This window comes from Aminobacterium sp. UBA4908 (assembly GCF_002398115.1).
In the GTDB taxonomy this organism is placed as follows: domain Bacteria; phylum Synergistota; class Synergistia; order Synergistales; family Aminobacteriaceae; genus Aminobacterium; species Aminobacterium mobile.
The window spans coordinates 37,399-61,171 of sequence record NZ_DHCG01000002.1; the positions used below are offsets into that span (position 1 = coordinate 37,399).

Genomic DNA, 23,773 nt, shown 5'->3' on the forward strand with positions numbered 1-23,773 from the left:
CCTTAATTGTATAAGGGGCGGCTTGTTCAGCCCTTCGTAAGGCTATGAAACGCCGTAGGGTAAATCCCCAAGTTTGAGGCGCAACCGACTTAATGTTAACCACTGTGGCATGGTGGCAGATTCCATGCTATTATTCCCCTCTTCAATGCAAGGTTTTGACATGGAAAATCCGCTTGTTTTTGACCCCCTGCCAGGGGTTTTCCCGAGTCTTTTTGGGGAAAGTCAGGAAAAGGTTAAAAGACATGAAAAATGGGTACTGTCTATATTCAGTACCCATTATCTATTCTTGGTCGGGGCGAAAGGATTCGAACCTTCGACCCCCTGCTCCCAAAGCAGGTGCGCTAACCAGACTGCGCTACGCCCCGACATCCTATACCTATTATATGGTGGAGCTGGGGGGATTTGAACCCCCGGCCTCTTCCGTGCGAAGGAAGCGCGCTCCCCCTGCGCTACAGCCCCATATGGCCAACGGCGATTATTGTAATGATGGGGAGAGATATTGTCAAGGTGCTCTCTACCAAAAGAAGCCCCCTCTTGCTCATTATACCCTTATTCCTTAAAATGAACCTTCTAGAACGTAGAAAAGAAGGGGAAATTATGACGTACGGTCCAGAATTAGTATATGCGTGGTGTAGAGAACTTCTTAAAAAAACAATCAATCAACGAATTACCAAGGCAGAAGGGGCTGAAAATTGGGTTACATTGCGTTTCTCACAGCTTCCTACTCCTTTTTTTGTAACGTGGGACCCTCGGTACTATGGATGTGGATGGGTTACAAATGAAGATATAGGTATTTTAGGCCGTTTTTCTACGGGAAAATCCCGTTTTGTTGAGGCTTTGAAGAGCCATCTCCTGCGTTGCGAACTTATAGATGTGAAACAACTTGATTTCGATCGAGTTCTGGTGCTTTCCTTTTCCAGAACTGTAGGAGCAGGATTCCATGTCCAGAAAAAATTAGTTATAGAGTTTATGGAAAGAAATAGCAATATGATTCTTCTTGATGAAAATAACGTTATTATTGACTGCGCAAAACATATACATCCAGACGTTAACCGTTATAGAACTATCGCCCCTTCGTATTCTTACGTTTCTCCTCCTCCCCTTCAAGGGAGAACCATAACAGAACTTTCTGCTTCGACAATAACACCAGAGGTTGTTTCTGAGATAAAAGGCTTAGGAAAAGGACTTCGACAGTATATTAGTGAGCATTGGGCTATAAAATTACCCTCTGAATGGATGCAGATTCTCAATTCTATTTATGACGTGGCGCCAAGAGAAAGTTCCGTTATGCAATATTTAAATTCATACCTCACCATCTTTCCTTTCTTGCTGCTAGGAGCTACTCCCGTAGTAACACAAGAGGCTCTTCATGCGGGGAGGTTGTGTATGTTCTATCCTCTGCTAAAAGAGAAAAGCAAGAATCTTAAAAGGGGAACGTTGAAACTCTTAAAAAAAGAAACCCGTTCTTTAAAACGTCATTTACAAGGTGTGGAAAAGCAAAAACGAGAGGCGGGAAAAGCTGATTGGTATAAAAATTGTGGAGATTTGATTCTAGCCAATATCAGGGCTATTCCGTATAGAGCAGGTATGGTTCGCCTTTCCGGATGGTCTGAAGAGGGGGAAATTTCTTTGGAAATACCATTGGATCCTGATAAAAACCCCTCTGATAATGCTGCATGGTTTTTTAAAAAATATAAAAAAGCAAAAGGGAATCTTCTTGAAATAGAAAAGAACATTTTGAAGTTGAAAGATAAAATAGAGGACTTAGAAGAACAAATCGATGTTCTCTCAGACCTTGAAATTCCAACAGTCATTGATTCAGTATGTAGAGATATCCAAGGATGGGTTCTCCCTACTCAGAAAAAGGCTAAAAAGGGGAGAAAGGAAGCTCCTAAACCCCCTCATTTAAGGATTGAATATGAAGATGCTCAGGTACTGGTAGGGCTCAATGCGAAAGGGAATCGCCATGTTACCTTCAGAGAGGCTGGATCTGGAGATATTTGGCTACACGTGCATGAAATTCCAGGTTCTCATGTGATTATAAAAGGTTTTACCGGAACGAAAGAGGACCTTGAAGGATCCTTTCTTCTCCTTTTGGCAGCCTCACTAGCGGCTTATTTCAGCAAAGCTAGACATACATCAAAAGTACAAATAGATTATACAGAGAGAAAACATGTGCGGCATATACCAGGGGGGGCTCCAGCACATGTTACCTATACTCATCCTTTTACTGTTATGGCAAATCCAATGGACTGGAAAGAGTTTTTTGAAGAAAAAGGCGTAATTCTTGAGGAAGAGTGACTCTAAAAAAAAGCTTTTCCCCCGAAGATGGATGGGCAAAGGCTAATTGCCATGCGTGAAGGAAAATGCGTTCTGCTTTACGTTTCAGGCTTTGTTTCGTTCCATATAAAGTGTCTCCCACTAAAGGACAGCCTATAGCTTTCAAGTGAACTCGAATTTGGTGAGTTCGTCCTGTGAGGAGGTGACATTGAATGAGACTTAGGCCTTTATGGGTCCACAGTACCTTATATTCCGTTATGGCAGGACGTCCGTTTGAGATAATAGCCATTTTTGTACGATTACGAACGCTACGCCCTATGGGCGCATTGATAAAACCAGAAATAGAAGAAGGCTTCCCTACAGCAAGGGCCAAATATACCTTCTTAACTTCTCTCGAATGGAATTGATGCTGAAGATTCAAGAGAGCTTTCTCATTTCTAGCAACTACAATAAGTCCTGAAGTGCCTTCATCGAGACGATGAACAATGCCTGGGCGAGTTGTATCTCCAAATTTTCCTATATCAGGATATTTATATAAAAGCCCGTGTACTAAAGTTCCGTGCCAATTGCCTGGAGCTGGGTGGACTACCACACCTGAAGGTTTGTTGATAACTAAAATATCTTTATCTTCATAGATGGTATCAAAAGAGACAGGTTCTGGCTCCACTTCAAGTTTTTCAACGGGAGGCAAACAGACTGAGATCTCTATATCTCCAGAGAGCTTTAATGCGGGTTTTACTTTTCGTTGGGAATCTGTTATTCGAATGTTTCCGGAAGATATAAGCTTTTGTGCGTAATTTCGTGTGATTCCTAACTCTGAAGCAAGAAAAACATCCAAGCGCATCTCTAGTTTCGCTTCGCTGGGATTTAGAACTATAAGTTGTTCATGGTTGTTTTCTTCCAGAAAATCCTCATTTTCATAGTTTGTTTCTTGCATAAGAATCGCTCCTGTAAAAATACCAGAGGCGGAATGAACTCCGCCTCTGGTAGGTAACTCTATCATGTTTTGTATTTTTTTATTCCCCTACCACTTCAGTGCAACGAGGGCACAAACCATTTTCATTATGCTTTTCCGAGAATTTCCAGCACCTTGGGCACTTTTCTCCTAAAGCTTTGTCTACACCTATAACTAGACCTGTCTCCTCATCTTCCCATACTATGGCACAAGACGAAACAGTTTCAACCCATTTAAAGTCAGAAACGATGGCAAACATTGCCCAGTCCTCTGAAGAAAAGGCCGCATCAGTATATTCTTTTTTCTTCTGTACCTCTACTCTTGCTTCGAGAGCATGTCCAATAATACCAGACGTTCTTGCTGTTTCGAGAGCTCTACTAACGGCTCCTCTCACAACGAGAACCTGCTGCCACTTTTCTTCCAAAGAAGGATCTATTTGAGTAGAATCGATTTCCGGCCAATCTGAGAGAAAAACACTCTTCGGCAAAGTGCTATCAATTTTTCTCATCTCCTGCCAGATTTCTTCAGCAGTGAAACTGAGGATTGGGGCAAGCATGCGAGTCATGACATTAAGTATTTGCCACATAGCTGTCTGACAACCACGGCGAGAAACAGAATCAGTAGCATCTGCATAAAGCCGGTCTTTACTTACGTCTAAAAAGAAAGAACTCAGCTCGTTTACGCAGAACTGATGGATCACAAAAGTGGGAATATGAAATTCGTAGTTCTCAAATCCCTGCGTGGAACGATCAATCACTTCGTTAAGAACAGAAAGCACCCACTTATCTATTTCCAGGAAGTCATTATAAGCCACGGTATCTTTTGCAGGATCAAAGTCTGTTAAGTTCCCAAGTAGATAACGAGCCGTATTCCGGATACGTCTGTAAGATTCTGTTAAATTATTGATAATCCCCTGGGAGATTCGAATGTCATTTCGATAGTCGGTAGAAGCTACCCATAGCCGTAAAATATCAGCTCCGTACTTATCGATAACTTCCTGAGGCCGGATGATGTTCCCTATAGATTTCGACATTTTTTTGCCTTCTCCATCCACGATGAAACCATGGGTCAAAACACTCTTATAGGGAGCCTTATTGCGAATAGCGACAGATGTTAACAACGAGGTTTGGAACCAGCCACGATGCTGATCACTGCCTTCTAGGTAAAGGTCAGCAGGCCATCGCAACTCTGGGCGAGTCTCAAGCACCGCAAAGTGACTGACTCCAGAGTCAAACCATACGTCCATAATATTTTTATCTTTAGAGAGGTTATGGCTTCCGCAATGAGGACAGACGGCGAGGTCTCCTAATAGCTCTTGGGTAGAAAGTTCCCACCAAATATTCGTTCCTCCCGTTCTCACCTTGTCCTGAATTACACGAATAAGCTCTGGTTTCAGAATAAGCTCGCCACAATCATCACAATAAAATGCCGGGATAGGAACACCCCAGACTCGCTGCCGGCTAATACACCAGTCAGATCGGTCTCGTACCATGTTGTAAATTCTGTCTTTTCCCCAATCTGGGATCCAATTCACGTTGTTTTCAATAATTTTAAGAGCTTCATCTCTAAAGTCCGCTACAGATATGAACCACTGTTCAGTGGATCGGAAGATAACGGGTTTCTTACATCTCCAACAATGCGGATAGGAGTGTACTATCTTCCCCTGTCCAAGTAGCCTCCCATTTTCAGTTAAGACATCGAGGACTTTTTTAGCTCCTTCATCTAGAGAGAGACCACCAACAAGAGGGGTATCTTTAAAGAAGTGTCCACTCTCATCTACTGGGTTATATATATCTATACTGTACCGAACCCCAGTCTCATAGTCTTCCACTCCGTGGCCAGGTGCAGTATGTACACATCCGGTGCCTGTGTCGAGAAGAACATAATCAGCCAGCACAATGGGTGTTTCCCTTTCAACGTAAAAGGGGTGAACTGCTAATTCGTTCTCTAATTCTCTTCCCTTACACGTGTATAAAACACGACCAAACTCCAGACCTGTTTCTTTTGACACAGATTCAAGAAGTTCTTGGGCTAATAAGTATACCTTATCGCCACTTTCCACAAAAACATAGTCATATCCAGGACCGATAGCAACAGCCATGCTAGCAGGAAGGGTCCAAGGTGTTGTTGTCCACACTACAACATTAACATCTCGGTCCTGTAGCACCTCTATTTTCTTTCCAATCTCGGGCAAAGAGTAGGCTATGAAGACAGAAGGAGATGTTTCATCCCAATATTCAATTTCAGCTGCTGCCAGAGCTGTCTGACAATCAATGCACCAATATACCGGCTTGTGTCCTTTGTATACCAACCCTTTTTCTACGAGGTCTGCAAAAGCCCCTAGTTGCGCTGCCTCGTACCCCGGCTTCAAAGTGATATAAGGATTTTCCCAGTCGCCAAGAGCTCCTAGGCGGATAAAATCATTCCGCTGAATATCCAGAAACTCATGAGCATATTTTTCGCATTTTTTTCTCAATTCCAAAGGATCAACAGTATCCTTTGATAGGCCATGAGTTCTAAGAACGTGAAGCTCTATAGGAAGACCATGAGTATCCCATCCAGGAACATAGGGAGCAAAATATCCCTTCATCATCTTATATTTGGGAATAAAATCTTTTAATATTTTGTTAAAAGCCGTTCCTATATGTATATTCCCATTGGCATAAGGGGGTCCATCATGAAGAATGAAGGACTCTTTCCCTTCCTGTTTTTTTAACATCTCGTGGTAAACATCAATATCTTTCCAGAACCTCAAAAATTCGGGCTCGCGTTTCGCCAAATTGGCCCTCATAGGGAAAGACGTCTGAGGGAGTTTGAGAGTATCCTTGTAGTCTTTTGCCAAAATATATACCTCCTTTCAAATAGGAAAACGCCGTCTCCATAAAGCAGAGACGGCAATTTTATAACTTGTAGATTCTAACACAACTTTGATTCTTATGAAATGCTATCCTGCCGGCTCAATCTCTTTTCCCGCCTTTTTTACCTGGATAAAATGGGTAATTATCAAAATAATCAACCCTAACATGTCACTTTGCCATCCAGGTATCAACAATCCAAGAGCTCCTCCTAAAGCGATAAGTCGCAACCACCAAGCCATTTTTGTTTTGTAGAATCCTATAGTACTCATACCAAGGAGGAATACACCTAGTATAGCTGTAATAATGGCTAAGGTAAATGGCCATGGTTTGAAACCGACGAGAACAAGCATTGGATTATATACATAAATAAATGGAACAAGGAAACCCGCGAGAGCCAACTTAACAGCCGTAACTCCTGTGCGCATAGGGTCAGCTCCAGCTATTCCAGCTCCTGCATACGCTGCTAAAGCTACGGGGGGGCTCAAATCAGCTGCTATACCGAAATAAAGGACAAACATATAGGCTGCCATAGGTGGAACATTGAGTTGAAAAAGCGCTGGCGCTGCGATAGTGCTTGTGACAATAAAATTAGCTGTTGTTGGAAGGCCTGCGCCGAGCAAGATACAGGCTATCATAGTTAATACTAATGTAAATAAAAGATTACCACCTGCGATAGTGACAATAGCACTTGCTATTCGTAACCCCAACCCCGTAAGGGTGGCCGTTCCTACTACGATACCTACTGTAGCACAAGCACAGGCTACACCTAGCGCACCTTTTGCTCCACTTTCCAACGCCATTTTTAGCTTAGGCAACGTTAAGCGAGTTTCTTTGTTGAAAAAAGAGATAATAACTGTAGCGATAATTCCATTATAAGCTGCTTTTAAGGGAGTGTACCCAGCGAGGAGGAAATAGATGATCACGACGAGCGGGATAAGCAAATGTCCCTTGCCTCTCAATAATTTGAAAAGGTTAGGAAGTTTTTCTCGAGGTAATCCTCGTAACCCAAGTCTCGTTGCTTCAAAATGGACCTGTACCATAACTGCAAAATAGTACAGGAGCGCAGGAACGACAGCGGCTAGGGCAACTTCAACATAAGGTACACCCATAAATTGAGCCATAATAAAAGCGGCAGCTCCCATAACAGGAGGCATAATCTGTCCCCCTGTCGAGGCTACTGCTTCTACAGCCCCGGCAAAATAAGGTTTGTATCCCACACTTTTCATGAGAGGGATAGTGAACATGCCTGTAGTACATACATTGGCCACAGAAGATCCTGAAACAGATCCCATCAAGCCTGAGCTTAGCACGGCTACTTTGGCTGGTCCCCCTGTAGCTCCACCAGCCAGGGCCATCGCAAGATCAATAATAAAACGCCCCATTCCAGTTTGTTCCAATACGGATCCGAACAAAATAAACATAAACACAAAGGTAGCTGATACGCCTAGAGGAATACCAAAAACTCCTTCTGTGCCTAAATACATATGGTTGATAATTCGAGTGATATTAAATCCTCGATGTTGAAAAATTTGAGGAAAAGATCTACCAAAGTAGCAATAAATGAGGAAGAAAATAGCAATACATGGCAATACCGGACTCGATACTCTTCGTGTCGCTTCGAGAAGAAGAGCTATGCCGATAAAGCCTACAGCAATATCCATACTTGTAGGGAGCCCTGCTCTATTCACCATTTCTTCGAATTCTACAACAAGATAAAGCGTAGCAAAGGCCGCGAGAACAGCAAAAACAAAATCATACCACGGGACACTGTTTTTACTGCTCTTTGCTGTTGCAGGATAAAGTAGAAAAACAAGTACGAGTACAAATGCGAGATGCGTAGCTCCCTGCTTCATAGCTAAAAGCAAGCCAAAACCTGCAGTGTAGAGATGGAAAAGAGACATTCCAACTGCCAAAACGGTAACAAATACTGCTTGCCATCCAGAAAGATCACGATATCTTGCTTCTGTGTCGAATTGGCGCCGAAGTTCATCAAGGTCGATAATAGAGATTGGTTCAGTTACAAGGTCTGGATTAACATTGTTGTTTTTTTCATCCAAAAATCTCCACCTCCAGTCTTTTTCGTTCCTCTAGGTTGCTTTATTTAGAGAGGTATTTAAAGCAAAGAAGATTCTTTCTTAAAAAACAAAGGAGATTGTGTGATTTTCAAATAAAGGACTCTGTCTGGTACAATCTCAAACAGATTCACTTTTCCAGTGATCTCTGAAGAAATCCAATTACGACCTAACTCTTTATTCCCTATACGAACTGCTAATTGTTCCCAACGATATGTACTTCCACGTATTATCATCCAATCTTTTTCCATAAAAAAATGACTACGCAAAGGAGCTTCTGTTGGTAACCCTGCATTATGTGATCGGAACCGTTCTTCCCATAACCATAATTGTGGCCCTGAAACAACATAAATGTCTTCCACAGGAGTTTGCTCTACTGAATGTACATAGCCCATGGAAAATCTTGTTCCAGACGGTATTACTGCCGAAAATACCTCACGGTCTTTTGTGTATAGAGAAAGCTTGTAAACAGGGGCAAATGTTATAAAAAGAATTGAAGAGACAAGGGTTAAAATTAGAATTTTTAGAATTCGGCAATTTTTCGTCAATTGTCCCCCCTTCCGATTTTTCAGTCTTTTCAACAGGCCACAAAAAGGATTATACTCGCATTACATATTGTTTGACAACTGAAATACGGAATCAAACGAAGAATGGGCCTAAAAGCCCGATATCTGAAAGTTATATGGCGGACCTGAGGCGATTCGAACGCCTGACCTACGGCTTAGGAGGCCGTCGCTCTATCCACTGAGCTACAGGCCCGCTCGGGACGGCGATTATGTTATCACGAGGCTGGGAAGAGTGCAACTATCACTATGAGCGGCAGTATTTTGCAAAATGTAGGTATAGATCGTGCTCTTTTGCAAAATTTTTCTCAAAGAGCTTTACTGAAAGTTCCGTATCGGAAGCTAGTTGGGTTGATAAAGCTTGGCGATTAGGGAAACGTCGCTCACCCCGTAAATATTCTTCTACAAATACCAGAATTTTTTTATAATAAAGATCTCCATAAAAGCCTGCGATATGAACTTCTATGCGGAGGCTTTTTACGTCTGGAAATGTGGGATTTGAACCAATATTTAGGGCCCCTGGATAACATTTCCCATCCACGATAACCGTAGCAGCATAGACTCCGGAAGGAGGAATTATTTTGTGTGAGGGAACATTCATGTTCGCTGTGGGGAAACCGAGTTCTCGACCTCGGCGATGACCTGGAATAATCTCCTGATACATAAAAAACGGATATCCTAGAAGATATTTTGCCATCTGCATACGACCAGATAGCACTTCCCCCCTAACGACTGTACTACTTACTGCTAAGCCATCTATTTCAAGAGTAGGTACGGGAGAGAAAAAAAGTCTATTATTATGGCAATACTCTCTAAGAAGTGAAATATTGCCCTTTCTTCCTGCACCAAAACGGAAATTTTCGCCTACAACAATGCCTGTTAAGTGGACTTTGCTTTCAAGAAAATCAAGAAACTCAAAAGGGGATAAGGAAGCAAAACGCTCATCAAATGGAACCCACAGAATGTGAGGAATATCGAGTGCCGATACTATGATTTTTTTCTCTTCTTCTGAAAACAGCAAGAAAAGCCGTCTGGGATTAAAAATAAACTGAGGATGAGGAGAGAATGTAACTACGCCCCATTGGTCATTTTGTTCTCTTGACAGACGCGCCGCTTCTTTAAGAAGTAATTGATGCCCTTTATGAAAACCGTCAAAAGCTCCTATTACTTGGATCATCAAATTATCCCTCTAAAAAATATTTGTCCGAGGACGAAAGAAAGTGTTAGTTTCAATTAATTCTAAAGTTCCTAGGGAAAAAAGTTTTTTCCCTAGGACACATATAGCAATGTTCGTTGGGACAGGACCTCTCGAAATAGGAAGCATCTCCTTAATTCTTATTTTTAACCCATTTTTTATATTTTCTTCTTGTATCGTATTTGCTTCATAAATAGTGAAGTGTGCAGCAAAGTCTTGAAGAGATAAGGTCTTGTTCAAGACTTCCTCCCAATTATATTGTTCTGCTTCCTGATAAGAAAGAGCGCTTTCTAACTTCATGGTTCCTGTAGAAAGTCGTATCAGCTCCGTAACTGTGGCTCCACATCCCAGTTTTTCTCCGAGATCTCGCACGATACTCCGAATATACGTACCTTTATGACACCGAACAAACAGAGAGATTTCCCCTTCTTTCGATATATTCGATATACGCCGAATAAAGGAGACGGTAACTGGACGAGGGGCTAGGATTGGCGAGCACCCACCACGTTTGAGATCAGAAGCTCTTTTCCCTTGAATTTTAATGGCAGAAACTGTGGGAGGCAGTTGCATCCGCATCCCTTGAAAAGCAGGTAATATGGCATCTATTTTTTCGGAAGTTATGTGAGAGAAAGAGGATTGACTCACTATTTCTCCTGAATAATCAAGAGTTGATGTAGATACCCCCAATTTTAAGGTCACTTTATACTCTTTAGGCAGCATCATAACATAATCAGAGAGACGAGTGGCATTTCCCAACAAGATAACGAGAAGGCCAGAAGCCGTAGAGTCTAGAGTTCCACCATGTCCTACCTTTACCCTTTTAGGGAACTTAGTTCGAAGGAGGTGAACGCAAGAAGCACTTCGGATTCCCGTAGGTTTATTCAATAGCAAAATCGAACTAACCATCCATATCCTCCGTAATAACACGGATGATATGTTTTTTGGCCTCTTCCAGCGAAAGGGAAAGTTGACAACCAGCGGCTTGTTTATGCCCTCCTCCGCCAAAACGATGAGCTACTTTTTGCGCAGAAATTTCTCCACGGGAACGAAGGCTTATTCGAATTCGATCTTTTTCTTCCACAAGAAGTACTGCAAAAACCACGTCTTTTACCTTAAGTAGCTCGTTGACCAAGCCTTCAGTATCGGCTGGGTCGGAGTTGAGGCATGAAAAATCTTCAAGAGTTATCCAAGAAAGGCAGGCTTTTCTTACATTTCCAAACAAACACGTTCTTTCGAAAACTCTTCCCCATAAATGAAGGCTTTGCAGAGGTTGATTATAAAATATCTTTTGACTCATTTCTGCGGGGGGAACACCTCTCCTGATAAGATCTGCCGCTGCCTCATGAGTACGGGGAGACGTGGATGAAAAAGAAAAATTTCCACTATCTGTAACGATAGCGGTATAAAGCCCTAGAGCTGATTGGAAACTATATCCTGTCGAAGAGATTAAGAAAAGGCTCCATAAAATTTCTCCAAGGGAAGAAGATGTTTCATCTACGTAATAGTAGTCACCAAATAAAGTATTATCACCGTGGTGATCTATATTTATGAAAGTACACATATTTTGCAGTTCCTGGATATTAGATACAGATCGTTCTATGTTACTTATGTCTAAAAATATGATGGAAGTTTTTCCTTCCACTGGCGGCAAATGATTATCAAAAACCTGGTATTCGTCCCCAAAAGGGAGAAACGCATACGTATCAGGCAGAGGATCAGGACCTCCCCAAATAACACGTTTCCCCCTCTCTTTTCCATGAACTACAAGAGCCGACGCTGAACCGAGAGCATCGCCGTCTGGCTTTTGGTGGGTTAGTATCACCCAAGAGGATGATGCATTTAAAATGGAATATAAATCCCCAAGGCTTATATTACTCCTCACGTTCATCCACTCCGTTAGTATCAGAAGAAGGATTAGTCTCTTCTTTTAAACTGTCCAAAAGAGCATCAATCCGTCGTCCATAATCTACAGAAGGATCAATAGTGAAGCGAATTTCAGGAATTTTCCGAAGACGTAACTTCTTCCCCAACATGCTGCGCAAGGGACCTGCTACACTCTCTAGAGCCTTAAATACTACCTTACGCTGTTTCGGCTCAAGAGTAATAAAATAAACTACTGCAAATTCGAGATCTTTAGAACATTCGACCTCGGTTATGATAGCTTCTTTAGCTGTTTCATTTTTAATTTTATACTCCAGAAGCATGCTTATCTCTCGCTGGAGTTGTTTGTTAATTCTCTGCATCCGGTAATTCGTCATACTTATCGACCTCTTGCCAATAATGAACAATTACGAAAGTCGACATATCCTCTTCTTTTTGTAGAAAATTCCAAATCGCATCTATGCGTTCTTCACACATAGTATATGTAGTTCCTACAAGAGAAAAGGCTAAAAAAACTTGATCCCATCGACCTTCAGGACCTATATCGACAACGGATACATTCCATCGTCGGCGAATCCTATCTATTAACGACCGAACTACTTGCCGTCGTTCTTTTATGCTTCGACACCCAGGTATGTCTATTTCTACCTGGAACACCCCTACATAGGGGTATAACTCATTCTGTTTCATATAAAAGTAAAAGGATTGTGCCATCCCTAATCGAGATGGCGTCGCTCCTCTATAAGTTCAAAGGCTTCTATTACATCTCCTTCTCTAAAATCTTGGAAGCCAGCGAAATTAATGCCACACTCATACCCTGCGTTTACTTCTCGAGCTTCATCTTTAAATCGCTTCAGATTTGATAAACTGCCTGTCCATACAACAACTCCATCTCGGATCACTCTAGCCCGCGCACTTCGCTTAATGATGCCTTCCGTTACATAACAGCCAGCAATCTTACCAGCTTTAGGAACCTTGAAAACCTGACGGATTTCTGCCTGTCCTAAGGGCTCTTCTCGAATAGTGGGAGTTAACATACCTTCAAGGGCGGCTTTTACATCATCGATAACGTCATAGATAACGTCATAGAGTCGAATCTGTATACCTTCAACTTCCGCTATCTTTTGAGCATTTTTATCTGGCCGAACATTAAAGCCGATAATAACAGCATTAGAGGCGGAGGCTAACATAATATCAGATTCTGCAATGCGACCTACTCCACGATGGATTATATTAATACCTACTTCAGATGTTCCCATTTTTTCAAGAGCGGCACATAAAGCTTCACATGTGCCTTGAACATCGCATTTTACCAAGAGATTCAGCTGAGGAATTTCTCCCTCTTTCATTTGAGAGTAGAGCTCCTCCAGAGTCATTCTCTTGGAAGTTGCGGTTTCAGCCTCTCGTTTGATTTGTTCCCGTTTTGCAGTTTCGTCTCTAGCTTCTCGCTCATTTTCTACCAGAATGAAACGTTCGCCAGGTTGAGGCACTGACGTTAGGCCTAGAACTTCCACAGGTGTACTGGGACCAGCTTTTGACACCTGACGCCCTCTGGAATCAAGCATGGCTCTGATCTTTCCCCATGTAGAATCAAGGAGAATAATGTCTCCACGGTGTAAGGTCCCTTGCTGGACGATAACAGTAGCCACAGGCCCCTTTCCTTTATCAAGTTTTGCTTCAATAACAATTCCTTCTGGGGTAACAGTCGGATCAGCCTTTAATTCTTCCATTTCTGCGACGAGGAGGACCATCTCCAAAAGTTGGGGAATTCCTTGCCCTGTTTTTGCAGATACATCTACCATTATGGTATCGCCACCCCACTCTTCGGGAACAAGGCCAATATCTGATAGTTGTTGTCTGACCCTGTCAGGACGAGCAGCAGGTTTGTCTATCTTATTTACAGCTACAACAATAGGTACTCCGGCTGCTTTCGCATGGTTAATAGCTTCCCGAGTTTGAGGCATGAGCCCGTCATCCGCTGCAACTACAAGAATAGCGACATCAGTAGCCTGTGCTCCTCTTGCCCTCATTGCAGTGAAAGCCTCGTGTCCTGGTGTGTCGAGGAAAATTATCTTTTTCCCTTCATGATCAACAGTGGAAGCTCCTATGTGCTGGGTAATTCCACCTGCTTCTCTGGCAGATATATTAGTTTTTCTAATATAATCCAAAAGTGTTGTTTTCCCATGATCAACATGTCCCATTACTGTTACGATCGGAGATCTTGGTTCCATGTGGTCTCCATGAAATACGGGTCTTCCCGCAGAAAGAGTTTTTCCCTCTTCCTTTGGTGCAGATCCCTCTTCTTCAAACTGAAACTCTATGTTATAGGCTTCGCCTAGCGCGAGAAGAATAGCTTCATCAATGCTAGTCCCTGCTGGAGCCATAATTCCAGCATCAACAAGAGTTTTAACTGTTTCTGCCACAGGGACATCGATAAGTCTGGCTACTTCTTTCACCGTGGCAGTCTTACGAACACGTACGCATTGTTTTTCCTTCACCATTGTTTCCTCTTTCTGCATTTGAGGTGTATGTTTGCCCTCCTCGCTTTTAACAGTTTCTTCAATGAGCTGGGCTACTTCCGTATCGATAGAACTCATATGAGTTTTAACTTCAACACCAAGATCTTCCAACATGCTCAATAAATCTTTATTACTTTTTCCTAACATCTTGGCTAGTTCATAAACTCTTATTTTACTCAAATATATTTCCCCCTTCCGCTAGCATGGCTTGTATTTTCACAGCAAAGCCACTGCGTGACGGTAAAGCCACAATTTGTGTATTTGTGGTTCCGATAGCTTTCGATAATTCCTCTCCCGTGAGGGGGATTGTTTCTATTTTGCATTGTTTCCGCTCTTCATATCCAAGAAATTTACGTCTAGTGCTTTCAGAAGCATCCTCAGAGAGAAGAACAACTAACCCCTCGTTTTTTATAAAAGCTTTTTTTATCTGGTCCTGCCCAACAAGAAGTTGCCCCGAACGACGTGCCAAGCCTAAATAGGTAAATAAAAGATCCTTACTCAATTAAGGAATCGCCCCCCTTCTCCTTTTGTTCAAGAAGGGATAGTAGCTCTATATACACTCTCTCATCCACGTTGCATTTAAGTACTTTCGAAAGAGCTTTCCTTTTTTGGGCCTCCTCAATACACTCTCTGTTCAGGCAAACATATGCTCCTCGCCCAGACATCTTACCTGTAGGATCTATAGCTATTGAGCCGTCAGGCGTACGAACAACCCGTATAAGATCCTTTTTAGGACTTTCTCTGTGACAACCAACGCATGTTCGTGGCCGCTTCCGCTTTATATGCACCACTAATAAGGCACCTCTTAATCTATAATGTCCTGAAAAATATCTTGAAGCGTTGGCATCCGATCTGGCTCCAAGGCTTTAATGTCTATCTTCCACCCTGTTAGCCTTGCTGCTAGTCGAACATTCTGACCAGCCTTACCTATAGCAAGAGATAACTGATCAGGGCGAGCATAGACAGTCACAGCCTTGTCCTGCTCCAAAACAGGCTCTATTTTGACTATTTTGGCTGGAGATAATGCATTACGAATAAAAGTTAAAGGATCACTGTTCCATATAATAACATCAATTTTTTCATTCGAAAGTTCCTGGCTAATAGACTTGATTCTAGCCCCGCCATTCCCTACGCAAGCGCCTACTGGATCCACATTACTATCCAAGGTCTGAACCGCTACCTTTGCTCTCGTCCCAGCTTCTCGTACAATCCCTTTTATTTCAATAATTCCTTCCTGAATTTCAGGAACCTCAAGTTCCATCAGTTTCCGAAGTAATCCCGGGTGAGTCCTGGATACAACTATTCGAGGTCCTCGGGTAGTTTGACGCACATCAAGGAGGTAAAATTTTAATCGTTCTCCAGGGACATAAGCTTCACTAATAATTCGTTCTTCCCTAGGTAATATAGCCTCTGTTCGATCATTAAGCCGCACTAAAACTTGATCGTTTTCAGCTTTAAAAATAACACCATTCACCAAGTCTCCCACTCGACCAGAAAATTCTTCAAAAATTATTTGTCGCTCTGCATCTTTTAGTTTCTGTATAATAACTTGACGTGCTGTTTGCGCTGCTATACGTCCAAAATCTTCAGGGTTTACTTCAATTCGAATGTACTCGTTGATCAATACATCCGTGTAGCCCATTTTCTGCACATCATCAAGACTAATCTCTATATCTGGCTGTTTTACATCCTCTACAACAAATTTCACTTCACAAATAGAAACATTCCCACTCTCTAAATCTATATGCACTTCTACGTTTTGGTTTCCACCCTGATATTTTTTATATGCGGAGATTAGTGCCGCTTCTAGACTCGATGCGATCACTTCCGGTGTCAGGCCACGCTCTGCTGTGAGCTGTTTCAGTGCACGGATGAAATCACGTCCAAGCTGCATATTTCTCATCCTCCTCCAAAATTTCCACAATAATAAGTTTAATCGCCCTCGTAAACTAAGTTGCTTTTCTGTATAGAGGCCCACGGGATATCGACTTCTTGTGTGGTCTCTTCCAGGCTTAGGCGAATAGAGCCAGTATCTTTGTTGACCCCGAGTATTTCTCCTTTAAATCTTTTACGTCCCTCCACTGGCGCTTGGCACCGAACTTTAGCCTTGCGTCCAATAAATTTCTCGAAATCCTCTATCGAGAAAAGAGGACGATCAAGACCAGGGGATCCTACTTCTAAAAAATATCGCTGAGGAATGGATTCGTCATAAGCATCAAGATATCGACTCACACTCTTCGAAACAATCTCGCAATCTTTCACAGTAATGCCACCAAGCGTATCTATATAAACCCTGATATAAAAGTTATGCGCTTCTCTAGCAAAAATAACTCCCACACATTCATAACCATTTTTTTCCACTATATCGCAAATGGAAGTCCTGAGATTTTCTTTATCAAAGTTTGCTGTCATTATAAGACCTCCTCTACGTGGGATGATGATATACACAAAAAACAAAGAGTGGGGAAACCCACTCTTTGGAAAATAACCAGATCCTCTCACCTATCACTCATACAAAATAAGTATAACATGTTCTTGCATTTTCTTACAACTATCATAAATAGCTATCAACAATAAAAGAACTCCACCAATCTATAAGAGATGTTTCAAACTCTCGGGAAGTATTAAATCCTATTGTCGTTTTATCTGCAAGAACTTCTTCAATCAAGACTGGAAGTTCCAGAATTCCTCGCCAATATTTTGACTCTGTTCCTACATCTCGAGTAAATATCCTGGAAACTTTCATGAATTACACCTTCTATTCAATCCAATAGTTAGGAGCCTCCTTAGTTACTACTACGTCATGGGGGTGATTTTCTTTAACAGATGCTGGTGTGATCTTTACAAAACGGGACTTGGAGTGAAGCTCCTCTATATTTGAAGCTCCAACATAGCCCATTCCTGCCCGCAATCCCCCTAAAAGTTGGTATACTACCGCAGATAAAGGCCCTTTATGCGGAGCCAGCCCTTCTATCCCTTCAGGAACAAGTTTATCACTACTTGCTGATTCTTGGAAATAGCGGTCTTTGCTGCATCCTTCCCGCATGGCGCCAAGAGACCCCATTCCTCTATAACTCTTAAAGGAGCGTCCTCGATAGATTACTACTTCTCCAGGACTTTCTTCCGTTCCGGCAAAAAGAGAGCCGATCATCACACTATCAGCTCCACCTGCAATAGCTTTTACAATATCTCCCGAGTATCGAATTCCCCCATCAGCGATGACTTTCCTTCCGCGAGCGTGTACCACCTTAGCAACGTTAAAAACAGCGGACAGCTGAGGAACGCCAATCCCAGCTATAATTCTTGTTGTACAGATAGATCCTGGCCCTACCCCTACTTTAACAGCATCCACTCCTGCATCAATGAGGGCCTCCGCAGCATCAGAAGTAGCAATATTCCCCCCAATTAAAGGAATGTCAGGATACTGTTTTCGTATTTCCTTCACGGTCTGAAGAACTTTTACTGAGTGTCCGTGTGCCGTATCCACAACTATAATGTCAACCCCGCTTTTTACCAACATTGCAACTCTATCGTACACATCAGTCCCTACGCCTACTGCAGCTCCTACTCGTAAACGACCATGTGAGTCCTTGCATGCATTAGGGAAGTCTCTGACTTTTTGTATATCTTTAATAGTAATAAGACCTTTTAACTTCCCTTCTTTATCGACGAGAGGCAATTTTTCTATTTTATGTTTCATTAAAATATTTTTCGCTTCATCTAAAGTAGTTCCTTCCGAAGCAGTTACAAGCCGTTCATGTGTCATAATGGCAGAAATATCCTGTTCAAAATCAGTAACAAAGCGAAGATCCCGGTTAGTAATAATCCCAACTAGTTTCTGTTCATGGTTCACAATAGGAACCCCTGATATATGATAGTGCTCCATCAAATCCACAGCCTGCTGAACCTTATCCTCAGGATGAAGAAAGAAAGGGTCCACTATAACTCCAGCTTCAGAGCGCTTCACTTTATCGACTTCTTTAACTTGTCTTTCTATAGGCATATTTCGATGAACGATTCCTACTCCTCCTTCTCGAGCTAAGGCGATAGCAAGCCGTCCATCTGTAACAGTATCCATGGCGGCACTGCATATAGGAGAGTTCATCTCTATGTCAGGGGTTAAATAAGTACTTACGTCTACTTGAGAGGGGAGCACCTCACTATACCCTGGCACTAACAGAACATCGTCAAAAGTGAACCCCTCATAAGGAACAAATTTACTCTCGATCGTCATTTATGTGACCTCCTCATTCCACTTCTCTACCTTCTAGCCAACCGCAGAAGGGTCTCCGTTTTTCCCAAAGCTGCCATTTCTAATGGTAGTGCCGGACCTTGCTCTTCTCCGGTGAGTAAGAGCCGCAACGGATGATAAAATTCTCTGCCTTTTAACCCTTTTTCTTTTTGGTACATCCGAAGTGTCTTGTTAATGATTTCAGACTCCCAAGTATCATTAATATTTTCAAGTACGCAAACCACTTCAGGTATCCATTCTGGAATTGGAACAGACAATGCTGAAGGGCTAAAAAACCATTTGAGAGATTTTAAAACGTCTGAAGGTGTAAGGCAAGCCCCCGAAATGTCTTCAAGCAATAAAAAAAGATGTTTTCTATCTTTTCCTCGAAAAAAAGCCTCTTTATCCGGTGCTAAGCGGCAAAGTTCGTCAAAAAGCCAGCTTGTCCCTCTATGAGCCATGGCTTTCTTTTGCCAAAATTCAAGATGAGCCTCATCGTGGACTGGAGAAGATGTTGCAATCCTGCTAAGAGAAAATTCCTCTATTAATTCATCCTTGGAAAGTAGATTCAATGGATTTTCAGGCGTCCAACTTAATGTAGATAAATAAGCTCGTAGAGATTCAGGCAAAAAGCCTCTTTCTCTATACTCCCGAACAGATTGTGCGCCTGTTCGTTTGCTCAGTTTTTGGCGATCCATCCCGACAATCATAGGCACATGACCATAGCGAGGCGAGGGTAAATCCAATGCTTCCTGTATAAGAGTTTGAAGCACGGAATTTATGAGATGTTCATCACCGCGAATAACATGTGATATTTCCATAAGGGCATCATCAAGGGCTGCCGAAAGAAGGTATGTAGGCCAACCATCAGAGCGTTGTACTATAAAATCTCCTATTTCTTCATAGTTGTACTCGATCTTCCCATGAACAAGATCGTCTAATATAAATACTCCTTTTTCGGGTACTGCAAAGCGCCAGCAAGGTTTCTCCCCACTTAGAATTTTTTCCTGAATTTCCTTTTCAGAAAGGCAACGGCATCGCCCCGAATAGCGAGGAGGAAGCCCCTGTTCTAGTTGGAAATGCCTGTCTTCTCTAAGCTGTTTCGGAGAACAAAAACACGGGTAAATAGCTTCTTTATCTTTTAGAATTTGAAGATAACGGGAGTAAATATCCATACGATGGCTTTGAGTGTAGGGACCATATGAGCCACCCTTTGCGGGGTTTTCATCAGTATCAAGTTCCAGCCATTCCATATCTTCATAAAGCATGCGGGCATAAGATTCTTGAGAGCGTTCTTGATCTGTATCTTCTATTCGCAGAACAAACTGCCCACTATGTTTTTTGGCAAAAAGCCAGTTGAAAAGAGCAGTGCGAGCTCCTCCTATATGAAGGAAGCCTGTAGGTGATGGGGCAAAACGAGTTCGTATCATAAAATTCACCTTCTCCATCGAGAGAGTGTCGCTACAGCGGTGCACTTCATGCACTCAGCTCTTCCTACAGCACCTATGCGCTCTCCCGATTTAACTTTTATGTTGATTTTCTCAGATTCCATTTCAAAAGCAAAAAGACGTTTGCCTAAATTCTCTTCCATTTGTTTCGTGAAAGAACCAAGCCGAGGAAGTTGGGCTTGTAATGTAACATCAACCCAAAGGATGTCCCATCTACCTTCCTTCAAAAGGGAGGCTACACGAGAAAGAAGGTCAAGGGAAGAAATATTTTTATATTGAGGATCAGACGCTGGAAAAAGTTTTCCTATATCAGGAAGGCCAGCGGCCCCTAATAGAGAATCCATAACAGCGTGAGCAAGTACATCTGCGTCAGAATGCCCATCCAAGCCTAAAGGAGATTCTATTTCTACTCCTCCAAGAATCAATGGTCTGGAAGGCACAAGAGGATGGATGTCAAATCCATTTCCAACCCGATATTCCCTATTATTACTCGCTATTTGATGAGCTAGTATAAAATCTTCCTGATAAGTAATTTTCATATTGTGTCTTGCTCCTGGTATCGTAACAATTTTTTTCCCTAAAGCGATCCAAGCTTCCGCTTCATCTTTAAAAAGTAAATCTTTATCTGTGTCGAGAGCCTCTAGTAATTGCAAACGGGGAAAACATTGTGGAGTTTGTGTAGTATAAAGATGCTCTCTAGAAGTTGAAGAAACACGCTCTTCCCCTTCAACAATTTCTATCTTTTTCAGTGCATCGGATATTGGGACTACCGGAATAACGCCCAAATTGGGATTCACATGATCCATTATAGTTATGCAAAGTTCTTTATCTATAAAAGGTCTGGCTCCGTCATGAATTAAGACATAATCAGAGGATGCCATTGCTACTCCGTTTCGAACCGATTGAGAACGAGTTGTGCCTCCTGCTACAACAAGAAAAGACGTTTTCTCTGATAACGTTGATAACGTTTTTTTTATGCGGGTTATACTATCAGAAGGGACAACTAAAATGATCTCCTGAATTTTCCCCAGAGCGAGGAGTTCTTCAGCTACGTGGGAACTCCATTGCCAAAGAGGGGTGCCACCAAGAAGCCTAAATTGTTTAGGAGAGCCTCCTATGCGCTCTCCTAAACCGGCTGCCGCTATTATAAAAGAGAAAGTCTTCACGGCCTGACCTCTCTACGGATACGACCGAAAACCATTCGTCCCGCAGATGTCTGAAGCATGGAGGTCACTACCACTTCTACTCGTTTTCCTATGTAATTCTCCCCATCTTCTACTACCAGCATCGTGCCGTCATCTAAATATCCAACACCCTGATGAGGCTCCTTCCCTTCCCGGATTACATCTACGATGATAGACTCTCCGGGAAGAAGCATTGGTTTCATCGCATTCGCTAAATCATTGACATTCAAAACAGTAATTCCCTGGATTTGCGCTATTTTGTTAAGGTTATAATCTGTGGTAAGAATTTCTCCTCCAATTTGCTGCGCTAATGCCACAAGACCGCTGTCAACTGTCTCTACTTTCAGTTGTTTAAGGGTAACTTCCATAATTTCCACATCAAGAGAGGAGAGCTTTTGAAGCTCATTCACTACATCAAGGCCTCTTCGTCCACGCGTTCGGCGAGCTGGGTCCGTAGAATCTGCTACTGCCTGAAGCTCTAATAAGACGAAGCGGGGAAGAACTAATACACCTTCCATAAATCCAGTCCGGGCAATGTCGAGAATTCGACCATCGATAATAACGCTCGTGTCAAGAATTTTACGGGGTGGGCAAAGATCCTCCTCTCCTTCAATATCTTCGTGAATGGCGCGTCCTTTTTTAGTTTTTCGGGTAGCTAGACGCTCCTTAAGAGCGCCTAAATTAAAAACGCCACGAATGTCTTGCTGACGCTTCCAAAAAATTCGCGCGCCTAGGTAACCCAGAACTATATTGAGTACAATTGCAATATAGTTCCCAACAGGGAGATCGGAAAAAGGAACTGCGATAAGATTTGCAATAAGAAGACCGACAATCAGTCCTAAAGTAGCAGAAGATATATCCTGCCAACTAAGAGTTTTTAGATGATATTCAAATAAGGCCCCAATAAAGCCAAGTCCTTTGAGAAGCAAAGGCGTAATTGCCCAACCTATAAGAGCAAAAATCCCCACACAAGCGAAAGTGTAAAAAACCTGTTTTGCTAACCATGCAGGGAGCCATGCTCGCACTGATTCTGAGACAGGTGCCGGAATATAGGGAACAAAAAGAGACGCTAATTGGTACCCTGCAATTCCAAAAAATATCATCATCAAAATTCGACATACCCGTCGCAACACATTGCCAAAACCATCAGCCATACCCCTCACCTCCTATTTTCTCATATTCTTTTTGACTTCAATTCGGGATTCAAAGGCTGCATGCAATGTAATTCTGTCGGCAAATTCTATACTTCCCCCCACAGGGAGTCCATAGGCTAGACGACTGATTTTCACATGTAGATCACCTAATTCTGACAATAACGAATAAAACGTCAGGTCTCCTTCCACTCGAGGATTGGTAGCAATAATAACCTCTTTGGCTTCTGTTTCAAGAATACGTTGCCGAAGATGCTCTACCTCGGTAGAAGATAAATCCTCCCCATCGAGAGGAGAAACTCTGCCTCTTAACATGTAATACAACCCATTATATATTCCTGCTTGCTCCATGCTTAAAAGATCTTCTGGCGACTCTACAACACACAACAGGCGTCTATCTCGTAGAGGATCGGCACATATGGAACAAGGATCAACATCTGTAATATTACCGCAAAGAGGGCACTCATGAAGACACTCCTTTAATCCTTTGAGTAAAGAGGCAAGTTCTTTTGAATATGCATCTGGCTGCTGTATGATAAAAAAGGCCATCCTGCGGGCACTTTTTTCGCCCACACCGGGGAATCGTTTTAAAAGAGATATTAGCTGTTGTAGAGGTTCCGGAAGAGACACGTTACATTAACCCCAATGCTCCAAGAGCTCCGGAAACCTGCCCCATTTTTGCGTTGGCAATATCCCTGCTGTTTTTAAGAGCTTCTGAGACTGCAGCAAGAACCATATCTTCCAGCATTTCAACATCGTTAGGATTCACAACTTCTTTCTCTATCTTTATAGATAAAATATCTCCTTGACCATTGGCAACGACTTTAACCATCCCTCCCCCAGCATTTCCTTCCACTCTCTCTTGTGCCAAATCTTCCTGAATCCTCATCATTTGGGCTTGCATTTTCTGAGCCTGTTTCATAATTTTGTCCATTTTCATAACATCCTACTCTCCTTTATAAAATAATTAATGATGATATGCCATTCCTTCGTGTATTGCTATAGCTCGATAAAGTTGTTCTGAAAGAAAGAGAAGACATAACTCATGAGGAAAAGTCATTTCCGATAGAGAAATTAATTCTCCACTCTCTTTTTTTATCTTGTCTGAAAGACCATATGCTCCTCCAATAACAAAAACCAGCCTCCCATGTACCTCTTCAATATGGCGATAAAGCCATTGAGAGAACTCCCGGCTGGTAAAATGTTGCCCTCTTTCGTCTAAAAGAACGAGAAAATCCCGTTCTTTTACTTTCTTCAGCAAAGCCTCGGATTCCCGTTCTACAACCTTCTCCGGACTGGAAGCCCTTCTTCCTTCAGGAACATAGTCTATTTCTATAGGAAGATAAGGCTGACAACGCTTCAAATATTCGGAGACCATGTTTCTAAGAGCACGGTCCCGAGGTTGCCCTATAGTTATTATAACAATTTTCATCACT

Annotated in this window: 23 protein-coding genes and 3 tRNA genes; 1 reads left to right on the plus strand and 25 read right to left on the minus strand. The window is 42.3% G+C overall.

The window, feature by feature from the left end; all coding sequences use genetic code 11:
• Positions 1-287 precede the first annotated feature (287 nt).
• Both B4J50_RS01000 and B4J50_RS01005 read right to left on the minus strand, forming a co-directional pair.
• Positions 288-365: transfer RNA gene (locus B4J50_RS01000), tRNA-Pro, on the minus strand.
• 19 nt (positions 366-384) lie between these two features.
• Positions 385-459: transfer RNA gene (locus tag B4J50_RS01005), tRNA-Ala, on the minus strand.
• A gap of 102 nt (positions 460-561) precedes the next feature.
• Here B4J50_RS01005 and B4J50_RS01010 point away from each other — a divergent pair.
• Positions 562-2,301 (plus strand): Rqc2 family fibronectin-binding protein, encoded by a 1,740-nt coding sequence (locus B4J50_RS01010; RefSeq protein ID WP_286847589.1) that lies wholly within the window; start codon positions 562-564, stop codon positions 2,299-2,301.
• Here the strand turns inward: B4J50_RS01010 and B4J50_RS01015 are convergent.
• From B4J50_RS01015 to B4J50_RS01125, 23 genes are all read right to left on the minus strand, one after another.
• Complete coding sequence (locus B4J50_RS01015; protein WP_286847590.1) at positions 2,234-3,283, minus strand: RluA family pseudouridine synthase; 1,050 nt, start codon at positions 3,281-3,283, stop codon at positions 2,234-2,236. The genes B4J50_RS01010 and B4J50_RS01015 overlap by 68 nt on opposite strands.
• A 13-nt stretch (positions 3,284-3,296) precedes the next feature.
• Positions 3,297-6,077: an isoleucine--tRNA ligase gene (ileS, locus tag B4J50_RS01020; protein ID WP_286847591.1), complete on the minus strand. Its 2,781-nt coding sequence runs from the start codon at positions 6,075-6,077 to the stop codon at positions 3,297-3,299.
• A gap of 102 nt (positions 6,078-6,179) precedes the next feature.
• The gene (locus tag B4J50_RS01025; protein ID WP_286847592.1) at positions 6,180-8,150 is read right to left on the minus strand and encodes a TRAP transporter permease; all 1,971 of its coding nucleotides are present in this window, start codon (positions 8,148-8,150) and stop codon (positions 6,180-6,182) included.
• Between the two features lie 56 nt (positions 8,151-8,206).
• Positions 8,207-8,560 (minus strand): DUF1850 domain-containing protein, encoded by a 354-nt coding sequence (locus B4J50_RS01030; RefSeq protein WP_286847593.1) that lies wholly within the window; start codon positions 8,558-8,560, stop codon positions 8,207-8,209.
• A 288-nt stretch (positions 8,561-8,848) separates the two neighbouring features.
• Positions 8,849-8,924: transfer RNA gene (locus B4J50_RS01035), tRNA-Arg, on the minus strand.
• 51 nt (positions 8,925-8,975) lie between these two features.
• Entirely contained in the window at positions 8,976-9,905 is a 930-nt protein-coding gene (ribF, locus tag B4J50_RS01040) for a riboflavin biosynthesis protein RibF (protein ID WP_024822244.1), read from the minus strand.
• A 12-nt stretch (positions 9,906-9,917) separates the two neighbouring features.
• Positions 9,918-10,829, minus strand: coding sequence for a tRNA pseudouridine(55) synthase TruB (truB, locus tag B4J50_RS01045; RefSeq protein WP_286847594.1), 912 nt, complete (start codon positions 10,827-10,829; stop codon positions 9,918-9,920).
• Complete coding sequence (locus B4J50_RS01050; RefSeq protein ID WP_286847595.1) at positions 10,822-11,805, minus strand: DHH family phosphoesterase; 984 nt, start codon at positions 11,803-11,805, stop codon at positions 10,822-10,824. Before B4J50_RS01050 ends, truB begins: the two co-directional genes overlap by 8 nt.
• On the minus strand, positions 11,795-12,181 hold the full coding sequence (gene rbfA / locus B4J50_RS01055) for a 30S ribosome-binding factor RbfA (RefSeq protein ID WP_286847596.1): 387 nt from the start codon (positions 12,179-12,181) through the stop codon (positions 11,795-11,797). The genes B4J50_RS01050 and rbfA overlap by 11 nt, the downstream gene beginning before the upstream one ends.
• The gene (locus B4J50_RS01060) at positions 12,153-12,494 is read right to left on the minus strand and encodes a DUF503 domain-containing protein (protein ID WP_286932975.1); all 342 of its coding nucleotides are present in this window, start codon (positions 12,492-12,494) and stop codon (positions 12,153-12,155) included. The genes rbfA and B4J50_RS01060 overlap by 29 nt, the downstream gene beginning before the upstream one ends.
• Before the next feature lie 26 nt (positions 12,495-12,520).
• The gene (gene infB, locus B4J50_RS01065) at positions 12,521-14,503 is read right to left on the minus strand and encodes a translation initiation factor IF-2 (protein WP_286847598.1); all 1,983 of its coding nucleotides are present in this window, start codon (positions 14,501-14,503) and stop codon (positions 12,521-12,523) included.
• Positions 14,496-14,825 (minus strand): L7Ae/L30e/S12e/Gadd45 family ribosomal protein, encoded by a 330-nt coding sequence (locus B4J50_RS01070; protein ID WP_024822238.1) that lies wholly within the window; start codon positions 14,823-14,825, stop codon positions 14,496-14,498. The genes infB and B4J50_RS01070 overlap by 8 nt, the downstream gene beginning before the upstream one ends.
• Positions 14,818-15,114 carry an RNase P modulator RnpM gene (rnpM, locus tag B4J50_RS01075; RefSeq protein WP_286847599.1) on the minus strand — a complete coding sequence of 99 codons (297 nt, stop codon included), beginning with the start codon at positions 15,112-15,114 and terminating at the stop codon, positions 14,818-14,820. The genes B4J50_RS01070 and rnpM overlap by 8 nt, the downstream gene beginning before the upstream one ends.
• Positions 15,115-15,128: 14 nt before the next feature.
• Complete coding sequence (gene nusA, locus B4J50_RS01080; RefSeq protein WP_286847600.1) at positions 15,129-16,217, minus strand: transcription termination factor NusA; 1,089 nt, start codon at positions 16,215-16,217, stop codon at positions 15,129-15,131.
• A gap of 38 nt (positions 16,218-16,255) precedes the next feature.
• Positions 16,256-16,735, minus strand: coding sequence for a ribosome maturation factor RimP (gene rimP / locus B4J50_RS01085; RefSeq protein WP_286847601.1), 480 nt, complete (start codon positions 16,733-16,735; stop codon positions 16,256-16,258).
• Positions 16,736-16,877: 142 nt separating this feature from the next.
• Entirely contained in the window at positions 16,878-17,069 is a 192-nt protein-coding gene (locus tag B4J50_RS01090) for a hypothetical protein (RefSeq protein WP_024822234.1), read from the minus strand.
• A gap of 12 nt (positions 17,070-17,081) precedes the next feature.
• The gene (guaB, locus tag B4J50_RS01095; protein ID WP_286847602.1) at positions 17,082-18,557 is read right to left on the minus strand and encodes an IMP dehydrogenase; all 1,476 of its coding nucleotides are present in this window, start codon (positions 18,555-18,557) and stop codon (positions 17,082-17,084) included.
• 26 nt (positions 18,558-18,583) lie between these two features.
• Positions 18,584-19,984 (minus strand): glutamate--tRNA ligase, encoded by a 1,401-nt coding sequence (gltX, locus tag B4J50_RS01100; protein WP_286847603.1) that lies wholly within the window; start codon positions 19,982-19,984, stop codon positions 18,584-18,586.
• A 5-nt stretch (positions 19,985-19,989) separates the two neighbouring features.
• On the minus strand, positions 19,990-21,168 hold the full coding sequence (gene ispF / locus B4J50_RS01105; protein ID WP_286847604.1) for a 2-C-methyl-D-erythritol 2,4-cyclodiphosphate synthase: 1,179 nt from the start codon (positions 21,166-21,168) through the stop codon (positions 19,990-19,992).
• A complete protein-coding gene (locus tag B4J50_RS01110; RefSeq protein WP_286847605.1) occupies positions 21,165-22,340 on the minus strand; it encodes a PIN/TRAM domain-containing protein in 1,176 nt (391 codons plus the stop codon). Before B4J50_RS01110 ends, ispF begins: the two co-directional genes overlap by 4 nt.
• Before the next feature lie 12 nt (positions 22,341-22,352).
• Positions 22,353-22,967 (minus strand): recombination mediator RecR, encoded by a 615-nt coding sequence (gene recR / locus B4J50_RS01115; RefSeq protein WP_286847606.1) that lies wholly within the window; start codon positions 22,965-22,967, stop codon positions 22,353-22,355.
• Between the two features lies 1 nt (position 22,968).
• Positions 22,969-23,277 carry a YbaB/EbfC family nucleoid-associated protein gene (locus B4J50_RS01120; protein WP_024822228.1) on the minus strand — a complete coding sequence of 103 codons (309 nt, stop codon included), beginning with the start codon at positions 23,275-23,277 and terminating at the stop codon, positions 22,969-22,971.
• 27 nt (positions 23,278-23,304) lie between these two features.
• Positions 23,305-23,769 carry a 23S rRNA (pseudouridine(1915)-N(3))-methyltransferase RlmH gene (locus B4J50_RS01125; RefSeq protein WP_024822227.1) on the minus strand — a complete coding sequence of 155 codons (465 nt, stop codon included), beginning with the start codon at positions 23,767-23,769 and terminating at the stop codon, positions 23,305-23,307.
• Positions 23,770-23,773 lie beyond the last annotated feature (4 nt).